The organism is Paraburkholderia sp. UYCP14C (assembly GCF_004197395.1).
Taxonomy (GTDB): domain Bacteria; phylum Pseudomonadota; class Gammaproteobacteria; order Burkholderiales; family Burkholderiaceae; genus Paraburkholderia.
Genome location: NZ_SELS01000127.1, coordinates 1 through 9,147 on the forward strand (window position 1 = coordinate 1; position 9,147 = coordinate 9,147).

Here is a 9,147-nt window from a genome sequence, read left to right on the forward strand (position 1 = left end):
CGAAGCCCGTCAGGAAAGGCTGATGAAGCTGGCCGCCTGAGCTGCAAAAGCTTGTCCAGACAACCGGAGCCGATACACGACGCGCAGACCCTTCCAGCATTTGATTTTCTGGCGCGACATTACACGATCTGTGATAGCTGGTTCGCACCGCTCCCTTCGGGTACGCAGCCCAATCGCCTGATGGCCATGGCTGGGGAGAGCGCTATCAGCGACAACGTGCAGGGGCTTAAATTTATTCCCGACCAGGCACTCGTTTATGATTGGCTTCGTGAGCGTGGGATTCCATGGTGCGTCTACCAGTCGGGCAGCTTTTTCCCGTTTTTCAGCTTGATGAAGAAGTGGCTGCCAGAGATCATCACGTCCCTCACGCTGCCGCATGATGACGTCGGAGGGAGTTTCCGCCGCTACACCCGGTTCGCTGCGGACTGGCAAAGCAACGCGATAATGCCCAAGGTGATTTTCATCGAACCCGAGTACACAGACGGCCCGAACTGCAACCCCAATGACGACCATAGTCCAACAGGCGTCGCACCGGGGCAGGCTTTTGTCGCCGACGTGTATCGAACACTGACGTCCAATGCAGATAGGTGGAGGAACACTCTTCTGATCGTGACCTACGACGAGCATGGCGGTTTTTTTGATCACGTTTCGCCGCTCCGCCTTCCGGATAACGTCGCTGGCTTCGCTTTTGAAACGACAGGGCTACGCGTTCCCGCGATTCTCGTGTCGCCCTATGTGTCGGCTGGCGGCGTGTTTTCGGGCAATCTGGACCATACTTCGATCTTGCAACTCCTGGCGGAAAAGTTTGATTCGAACAGGATTTACTCGGCGGCTGTTTCAGCGCGCAATGAGTACCTTGACCGCCTGAGCGGCGCGCTGAACACCTCGGCGACAGCCGTTCCCCCGCCTGCTCTCGCGGGCGGCGACAATGCCTCATTCAAGGCCCCGTTCAACGGGGAGTTGAATGCAGGCCAGTCCGAAGTAAATCAGGGCTTTCATGCGGTCGCACTGCAGATCGCTCGAGACCATCCGCAGGTTTTGACGTCACCACAGTGGACAAACCTGGCGCAATACATCTCGACGTTCGGAAAGCACTAATGGCGCGGATGGCCGGCGCTCTTGCCTTGAGAGCCCCTCCCGGTAGGTGCTTCTCTGACCACCGCAGCGATGGTCGGGCCGAAACGAGACATGTCCGCCGTAAAGCAAATCCAGTGACGAAAGAAGGCGACGGCGGCTTCGGCTTGCAAGTGACATGCGTCGAAGGCGAGCATTACCCGCCCACGCGCAGCGCGCAGGGTACGGAAAACGAGTTGGTTCACGGCGCGGCGCGCCCGCACAAGCACAGGAAACTGACAGCGGCGACCAGTAAGGTGTCAACCTGTAGGAAGGAACGACCTGGCGACGAGACGCCAGTCGCGACGACTTGCAATCGAGCGATCGCAGGAAAGTACACGTACTATGACGAAGTCGCTTAAAACAGTATTGACACTTATCGCCGCGGTGCTTTTACTCGCTGGCTGTGCCGTCGGCGGCATGCCATATACCGGGCCGCATCTCAGTCCGACAGAGTGCCGCGACCTGGCGGCGCTCAGGACCAACGCGCCTCCTACGATGGCGCAGCACCAGAGCGAACTCGCGGCCCTAAGGAAAGCGGGTTACGACCCGTCGCCATGGTATGACGACCCGTACTATCCGGATGATCTGCAAGCGGCACAGCGCCTGGTCGACTATTGGTTCCAGACGGAGTGCCTGCCGCATTGATTGCCGTTGGCCAGGCGCCTTCGGCGTCCCTTAGTCGGCGCGCGCCGCGGTGCGCCGTCTGCGTGGCACGTTATCGCATAGACTCGGGAGCTGCTCGCTGACGCTTGGATTGCCCCATGTCGCATCAGACGATCCTTGACTTTCTCGACATCGGTTTCGAGCGCAAATTCTTCGACTCCGCGATACGGAATTTGGCGGACGAAACGAATAAGCTTCGCATTAACAAGTTCGCGTACGCGATGCGCGAACTCGTCCGGACCGAAGGTCAAAGAGAGAAGGAACGTTGTGCGTCGGTAAGAGACGTCGGGCCGGACGAGCATTGTCAGGCCGATGGGGGCGAACTGAGCCGGACGCTGTCAAGGCGCCGCGTCGCGCAGCTGGTTGACCAGCTCGGGCGTAACATGGCGCGCGCTTGGCGCGTTCGGCAGGATCGGCAAGCCATTGTGAGACGCTGGTGGAGCGCTCTCGACCGGCTGCAACGCCGCACGCGCAAGTTGCGAGAGGATGCGCCCAATCGACACGTGCTCGCGCTCGGCGCGAACGCGGGCTGCGGCGAGCACGTCATCATCAATATCGAGGGTGATTCGCACGGTGTTCCCCATTCGGTCCAAAGACTTCGGTGTTCGGAATAACGCTCTCACTTGAGCGAATGTTTGCTGCCGTCCATTCGCGCCACAGAATTGCGGTTCTCCGCGCTGGGTGCTAAATCGTACCCGCCATCCTTCAATCTCGAGAACTGGCTTGCAAGAAGTATCAGCCAAGCCTTTCCAACGCCTGGCACGCCCTCCGGATGCGACATCTCCCGGTTCAATTCCAAATTCAGTCATCCTGCGCCGGAGGTAACCCGTCAAGACGTCAGTCAAGCAACACTCGCGAGCTACGCGCCGCTCACTCAAACGAAAGAGCATCTGCCGCGACAACGGCGCCGTGATGTCGCAATACTTCGGCTCGAAAAACCGCCCAATCGCCGATTCCAGCCCTGCTATGAGTGCAATACAGACACTCGCCTGCAGCGTCCGGCATCGACGCATTCCGGTGAACGTCTATGCCGAAGCGCTTGCTGAATCGGGCCCAGCACAGCCGTCATCTCCATTGACCCAAAGCGTATCGCCATTGCCAGACACAGCGATTTCGTAACGCTCCTCTTGAAACTGTTCGTTGCCCACGCTCATGCCTCCCTTCGCGAATTTCCATTTTACCCCTGGCGATGGAGTGTCAATGTAGGGCACACGCCACGCTTGCGCCCCGACTGCAGGTCAAGACGGCCTCTAAGACACGCTTACTACCCTAACATCGCAGAGCAAAGTGCTGACGGGCTGCGACATCGATGTTCAGAAAAAAGCTGCGCCAGCATGAAAGCGCGAATTCATCGGCCATGTTGAAATTCCAGTCGAATCCGTTGCCCCGCCCGGCGGCCAGTTCCGTTTGAGCGATGTTCGGGGAACGCGTGATCGCGCAGGTTTCCTTGTACCGTCGTACCCGCGCTGAAAACTGTTTGACTTCCTGAGGTCAACCCGTACAATGGCTCATGCTGCAATGCAACATTTCATCTTCGACCGTCTTGACGCGTGTCTGGTTTCACTTGTGGTCCCTTGCCGCCTTACCTTACGGAGCAGTGATGAGCACTCTTACCCCTCAGCAGTTGATTGCCGCCCAGCAAGCCAACCTGGACGCATTGTTCGGCGTGACGAACAAGGCATTTGCAGGTTTCGAAAAGCTGGTCGCGTTGAATTTGCAGGTTAGTAAGGCGGCTCTCGCCGAAAGCCAGGAAATCGTGACCAAAACCATTTCGGCCGGCACCTCGGGCGCTCTGCTCGCATTGCAAGCAAGCCTCTCCCAACCTGCTGCGGAAAAGGTGGTCGCGTACGGCCGCAGCGTTCACGAAATCGTGTCCGAAGTTCAAAGCGAAATTTCTGCCGCGGCGACAGCACGGGGCGAGCAATTGCGGCGAGACACCCAGGGGTTCGTCGATAGCCTCAAGAAGAGCGCGCCCGCTGGAAGCGAATCAGCGATAGCCGCGTGGAACTCGGTCGTCTCTGCGGCGAACGCGACGTACGAATCGGCTAACAAGGCTGCAAAGCAGTTCGTCGAGACGGTGTCCACCGTCCAATAAGGCCCCTGCTCTCACTTTGCGCTTGTGGGTCTGTAAATGCGAACTTCGGTTCGCATTTGTCCTTCCGGCATTGGTTGTACTTGGAAGCGACCAATGTTGACCGTGACTCGATATGTTTGAAGCGCTGCTGCGTCACGAATTATGATGCCGGCTCGCCGACAGTTGACAGCGCTGCCGCTTCTCGCAATCAGAACACGTTGGCCGTTCGACGAAGAGGCGTCGGCATATGAGGCGATCGGACAAGGCGCTGCGCTCAAACAGGGCGTCAACCCAAGGAATGAATCAACGGACAGACAGCATGGACGACCGATTTGATAGACGAGAACTGTTGCTTCATCTTGGCGACGTTCTCGAGGCTTTGAGCTGTTTGACCAAGATGGGTGAGTCGAGTGCGCCTGTGACGCAGGTCGTGCAGGAAAATGGTGCTTTGCAGACCCTCGAGTTCCTCCGGGCGCTAGCCGCAGAGAAGACGGCGGCAGAGTTTGGCGCGCGGGTCGCCAGTGCGTTCTCCCAGTGGCCACGGGAGCTGCTTGAAACGGAGCTCGACCGCGATGCACTAGCCTCAGCCGTTCAGCACAACCTCTTTGACGGTAACCCTGCTGGCTGGAACGCATACGTCGCTCACATTCAGAAGAAGGTGCGTTGGTTTGGAATCGGACTTCCCGGTGCGAAAGGGAGCGTATCGACAGAGCCGGCGGACGGTATCGCAGATAAGACCGCACTGGACGAGCCGAAGGACCCAGTTGCGTCACCCGCGGAAGGGGGGATACGCAACGAAAAAAGGGGCTGGCCTTGGCCAGAACCGAGGTCGACGTCCTGAGCAGGACACTTGGGGCAGTCACTACCGAATTTAGAGCGCCAACGGCATTCCGTCATTCGTCGCGGCGAAAGGTGATACTGAGCAGGCCGTTGAGGCCGAAGTCGCACAGCTAGCCGGTGCTCGTAATAAGGGCGGTCCCTGTCTGTTGCTGCCGAAGCCAGAACGTCCATCGGACAGGCCGAACACGAACGTATGGCCAGCCTCGGAGCGCTGGCGGGCGGCGGCGCGCGGCCAGCTGGTCACTTCCCCCTTGTACTCGATGACCCGTTCGTCCGCGGCGATCGGCTGTAGCGCAAACAGTGGTCATTCGAACGGCCGGTCCACTCCGAAACCCGCTCGATGCTCAACGCGCAGTTGTCGGCCATTGCTGACATACGTGCGTTGACGCTGGTATGCCTGCTTACGGATGCTCACCGGTCCTTCGCCTAGGAGCAGCGACGAACGACTGCTACCGGCTTCAACGGATCCGTACTGTCGTTGAGGGTCATTCGACATCTGCCGATACGTACAGGACCGTGCGGCGCTTGCGCGCAGGCGTCGAATGAGCCTCGAGGGAGGAAACCGCGGGTTGGTCCGCTACGGTCAGAGTCTTGGGTGACAGTGGTGATTGTTGGTAAGCGGTAAATGCAGCACACCGCTTTGAGATTCGCCCCGTCGAACAGCAAAACGCGGTCGCATCGCGACGTCCGTAATCGATCGACGACGTCTAGGAGAGGTCTGGTTCGGTGCCATGCTCGTCCACAGGCCGCCACAGCACATATGGCTCGCCGCGGGGATTCGCGAACATTTCATCGAGGTGCCAGCTTGAGCCGTGGAACGTCGCAGCCGATCTCGTCGAATCGTCCGGCGTGCTTGACTGTCCGCTCACGACTGGCCTGCGCCATGACGATGCGTGATGTAGTCACCGCAAACTGCCAATATTTTTTTCACTTCGGCTTTGCGATAGTCAAGACGGCTCAGGGCCAGGGTCATTTGAATTAAACTGGCTTCATCATCGAACGTCGGTAATCCGAGAAACTGTTCAGCCACATCGACCGAAAGACGTGACAAGTTAGAGCGTTCCCGGGCACCGCAATTGCCACCGTTAGCGGAGAGCCAAAGCAGTACAGATTCGCAGACATGCGCTGCTTCAAGCCATTGCCCCGTTCTTGCTCGCGCGATGAGTTGAACGACCACCAGATACCCTAGCAGTTCAGTCCGAGCTTCATCGTCCAGATTGTAGTGCAGAAGCTGCATTTTGATCGCGCCGTCTCCCGTCGCGCCCCATCAATGAAACTGGCGACAGCCGGACGGAGCTGTCAAACTGATAATTTAACCCGATTTTTCCCGCACAACAGGAAGTCTGTTCGCTGATGTAAAAAGCTTGGGAAGCATTGTCGCTTTGACGGAACGCCCTGAGCGGTATCGAAGCCGCCAGAAACTTTGCGCATGCGGCAGCCTCCGTATGAAAGCGGGATGCAACTCGCCTCCGGATCTCTCACCATAAGCCGGTGAGGTCTGGCCCGGGGTCAGTCTCCCAAAAAACCTCCGCCAGAGCTGCTCCTCCTTGCAGAAACCCGCGGCTAAATCGCGCCATTGAGTTGCCGAATCGAAAACCGGTCCTGATGAGTGGGGCAGCGATGTGTGCGAGTTGCTTTGCGGAAGTTCGTTGAGACAGCTAGCGAAGGAAGAAAGAAGCACTGCGTTCACGCTAATGCACCTTTGCTTATTTAACCGCATACGCGACACGCACTCTTAGGGCTCGATCGCAACAAAAAATTCATCTACGCTCCTCGCGGATAATCCATGGGTCCGCCAATTGGGGTCCTAGCTGAAGGACTTGAAGTTTGACGTTTGCGTTCCTTGACTTGCCGGTCCACCGAACTATGACTAATTACCGCGCAATACCGGAGACGTAGATGCCCCAATTGGCCGGCACATCGGCCGCCTCCCTCGCCGGTAGGCGAGCAGCACAGTACGTGCGCATGTCTACCGAGTTCCAGCAGTACTCGACCGAAAACCAGAAGCGGGTCATCGCGGAGTTCGCCGTCGCGCAGGGGCTAACTGTCGTAGCAACTTACGAAGATGCCGGCAAAAGCGGCGTGTCGCTAAAAGGGCGCCAGGCTCTCGCTCAGTTGCTTCAGGATGTACAGTCGCCCAACCGGTCGTTCAGCGTTGTACTCGTGTACGACGTCAGTCGATGGGGACGCTTTCAGGATGTCGACGAGAGCGCTCACTATGAGTACATCTGCCGGCTGGCAGGTGTCCAGGTCGTTTACTGCGCAGAACCGTTTGGCTGGGATAGCAGTCCGACGGCGGCGCTGATGAAAGCGATCAAGCGAGCGATGGCAGGCGAATACAGCCGTGAACTTTCCCGAAAGGTTTTTATCGGCCAATGCCGACTTGCCGAGCTCGGCTTCTGGCAGGGATCAACGCCCGGATATGGATTGCAACGGGTATTGGTCGCGTCGGACGGAACCGTTAAAGGTGCATTGCGCCCGAGCGAGCACAAAAACATCAAGACAGACAGAACTGTCGTAACTCCCGGTGAGGCTCATGAAGTGGCGCTCGTCCAGCGAATCTACGACTGGTACGTGCGTCAAGGACTCGGATGCACAAGAATCTCCGAAAGACTGAATGCGTTCGGTATGTGCAACGCGAACGGACGCCCCTGGACTCCCCAGCTGGTGAACAGCATTCTGAGCGGCGAAAAATATATCGGCAATAATGTCTACGCCCGGACGTCAAAGAAACTTGATGCTGACTGGCACAGGAATCCTGCGTCCGAATGGACCCGCTCGGTGGGCGCTTTTCCGCCTCTCGTTGACCGTGCCACTTTCAAGGCAGCCGAACAGATTCGGACGCGCAGGACAAAATATCTCAGCGATGAGGAGGTGCTGAGCAAGCTGCGCGACTTCGTGCGTTCCGTCGAAGTCGTCAATGCGCAAGAAATCGACCAGACGCCGTCGATGCCAGCGGCAAGAACCTATTGCGCACGATTCGGCAGCATGAATGTTGCCTATGACCGCATCGGATATGCACCGCATTCCTATCGCCGAGGTCCTGAGGACTTTCATGCATCTCGAGCTGCCTTGCAACGCTGCATTGAAAGGACAACTGAGGCGCTGTCGGCACAAGGCCATCGTGTGGACCTCTCCATGGACAGAACCACCATTCAGGTCGATGACGAACTGCTTATCACATTCACCGTTCGCCTGATACGTCACCACGACGGTCGCTGTCCGCAATGGCGGGTGCGGTGGCCGGCCTACTTTTCCCCCGATTTTCTGGTTGCACTGCCGCTGGACGCCGCACTTGAAACCCCGCTCGACTTTTATGTTTTCCCGCGGGACAGTCTGGCGCCTGGCTACGACTACTTGATGACCATCCGAAGCAGAAGCACCCGGTCATTCCAGATGTTCCGATATCCAGACGAAAGCATTCTGCTCGAACTGGCGGCGCGGTCTCACATGGAGGCATACGATGGAAGGAAATCCTCTTGTTCCCATCTCGGATATTCCGGTCCAGCAGATTCGAGTGTTGAATCCGCGGACCCGCAGCAAGCGCCAAAAACAGGCGATGATGGAGAGCATCGCGGCGGTGGGATTGAAAAAGCCGATTACCGTGAGCCGTAGGGCATGCTCCGACGATTGCGCGCAGCAGTTTGACCTGGTTTGCGGGCAGGGACGACTCGAGGCCGTCCAGGCCCTTGGCCATGACACCATTCCCGCACACGTTGTCGACAGGGCCGAAGACGAGTGTCTTCTCATGTCGCTCGTTGAAAACGTTGCAAGACGAAACCATAGCACTCTGGAGCTACTCAGGGACATTCAGAGCCTACAGAAGGCAGGATACTCCAACAGCATTGTCGCGAATAAAGTGGGCCTGTCAGTTGCCTATCTGGAAAGCCTGATGTTTCTCCTCGACCACGGCGAAGAACGCCTCATAAATGCGGTGGAGGGTGGCACTATCCCCATCGCTATTGCGATGAACATCGCTCGCGCCAACGACGCTGAAGTCGAGTCCGCGTTGCTGGACGCATACGAAGAGGGAACGTTGAAAGGCTCCCAGCTCGCAGTTGTCCGCAGGCTATTGAGCCGGCGCATGAAGTCGGGGGGGAAGGCTTTACCTGTCTTTACGGGGCCGGCTGCTCCCCGTCCCCGCGAACTCGCGCCAGACCAACTGCGTCGTCTGTATATGCGCGAAAGTGACCGCCAGAGGGTCCTCGCAAAAAAGGTTGAGTTGACCCATGCACGACTGCTATTCATAGTTCACGCGATGCGGCAGTTAATGCGAGATGAAGGATTCATCAAGCTGCTAGAGCAAGAGTGCCTCACGAGTCTTCCTCGAGTTCTGGACCAACGTATCCGCGCCGAGGGTTAGTCATGAACAAGCTCTGTATCGGCTCCGGTTGTCTGGACAAGCTTTTGCAGCTCAGGCGGCCAGCTTCATCAGCCTTTCCTGACGGGCTTCG

8 protein-coding genes and 2 pseudogenes are annotated in these 9,147 nt (G+C 57.8%); 7 read left to right on the forward strand and 3 right to left on the reverse strand.

The window, feature by feature from the left end; genetic code table 11:
- From EVC45_RS42470 to EVC45_RS42500, 5 genes are all read left to right on the forward strand, one after another.
- Positions 1–1,098, forward strand: a 1,098-nt coding sequence (locus EVC45_RS42470; protein WP_306770870.1) for an alkaline phosphatase family protein, incomplete at its 5' end; no start/stop codon positions are given.
- 360 nt (positions 1,099–1,458) lie between these two features.
- Positions 1,459–1,761, forward strand: coding sequence for a DUF4148 domain-containing protein (locus EVC45_RS42480; protein WP_129964071.1), 303 nt, complete (start codon positions 1,459–1,461; stop codon positions 1,759–1,761).
- 116 nt (positions 1,762–1,877) lie between these two features.
- A complete protein-coding gene (locus EVC45_RS45975; RefSeq protein WP_168991656.1) occupies positions 1,878–2,393 on the forward strand; it encodes a hypothetical protein in 516 nt (171 codons plus the stop codon).
- A 986-nt stretch (positions 2,394–3,379) separates the two neighbouring features.
- Positions 3,380–3,874, forward strand: a complete 495-nt coding sequence (gene phaP, locus EVC45_RS42495; RefSeq protein ID WP_129964073.1) for a TIGR01841 family phasin — start codon at positions 3,380–3,382, stop codon at positions 3,872–3,874.
- A 298-nt stretch (positions 3,875–4,172) separates the two neighbouring features.
- Positions 4,173–4,694, forward strand: a complete 522-nt coding sequence (locus EVC45_RS42500) for a hypothetical protein (RefSeq protein ID WP_129964074.1) — start codon at positions 4,173–4,175, stop codon at positions 4,692–4,694.
- A 147-nt stretch (positions 4,695–4,841) separates the two neighbouring features.
- On the opposite strand, the pseudogene EVC45_RS47335 reads toward EVC45_RS42500, so the two are convergent.
- From EVC45_RS47335 to EVC45_RS42515, 3 genes and pseudogenes are all read right to left on the reverse strand, one after another.
- Positions 4,842–4,994, reverse strand: a pseudogene (locus EVC45_RS47335) (SET domain-containing protein-lysine N-methyltransferase); the annotation flags it as partial.
- 412 nt (positions 4,995–5,406) lie between these two features.
- Positions 5,407–5,505, reverse strand: a pseudogene (locus EVC45_RS47340) (IS6 family transposase); the annotation flags it as partial.
- Positions 5,506–5,558: 53 nt separating this feature from the next.
- Positions 5,559–5,930, reverse strand: a complete 372-nt coding sequence (locus EVC45_RS42515; RefSeq protein ID WP_248295490.1) for a hypothetical protein — start codon at positions 5,928–5,930, stop codon at positions 5,559–5,561.
- 662 nt (positions 5,931–6,592) lie between these two features.
- On the opposite strand from EVC45_RS42515, the gene EVC45_RS42520 reads away from it, so the two are divergent.
- Together EVC45_RS42520 and EVC45_RS42525 are read left to right on the forward strand one after the other, a co-directional pair.
- A complete protein-coding gene (locus EVC45_RS42520; RefSeq protein ID WP_129964076.1) occupies positions 6,593–8,308 on the forward strand; it encodes a recombinase family protein in 1,716 nt (571 codons plus the stop codon).
- Entirely contained in the window at positions 8,211–9,056 is an 846-nt protein-coding gene (locus EVC45_RS42525) for a ParB/RepB/Spo0J family partition protein (protein ID WP_211193576.1), read from the forward strand. Before EVC45_RS42520 ends, EVC45_RS42525 begins: the two co-directional genes overlap by 98 nt.
- Positions 9,057–9,147 lie beyond the last annotated feature (91 nt).

What these genes read in the sequence shown, in the direction of transcription:
- EVC45_RS42480 (WP_129964071.1), top strand. Translation starts at nt 1,459, where the DNA reads ATGACGAAGTCGCTTAAAACAGTATTGACACTTATCGCCGCGGTGCTT.
- EVC45_RS45975 (WP_168991656.1), top strand. Translation starts at nt 1,878, where the DNA reads ATGTCGCATCAGACGATCCTTGACTTTCTCGACATCGGTTTCGAGCGC.
- phaP (WP_129964073.1), top strand. Translation starts at nt 3,380, where the DNA reads ATGAGCACTCTTACCCCTCAGCAGTTGATTGCCGCCCAGCAAGCCAAC.
- EVC45_RS42500 (WP_129964074.1), top strand. Translation starts at nt 4,173, where the DNA reads ATGGACGACCGATTTGATAGACGAGAACTGTTGCTTCATCTTGGCGAC.
- EVC45_RS42515 (WP_248295490.1), bottom strand. Translation starts at nt 5,930, where the DNA reads ATGCAGCTTCTGCACTACAATCTGGACGATGAAGCTCGGACTGAACTG.
- EVC45_RS42520 (WP_129964076.1), top strand. Translation starts at nt 6,593, where the DNA reads ATGCCCCAATTGGCCGGCACATCGGCCGCCTCCCTCGCCGGTAGGCGA.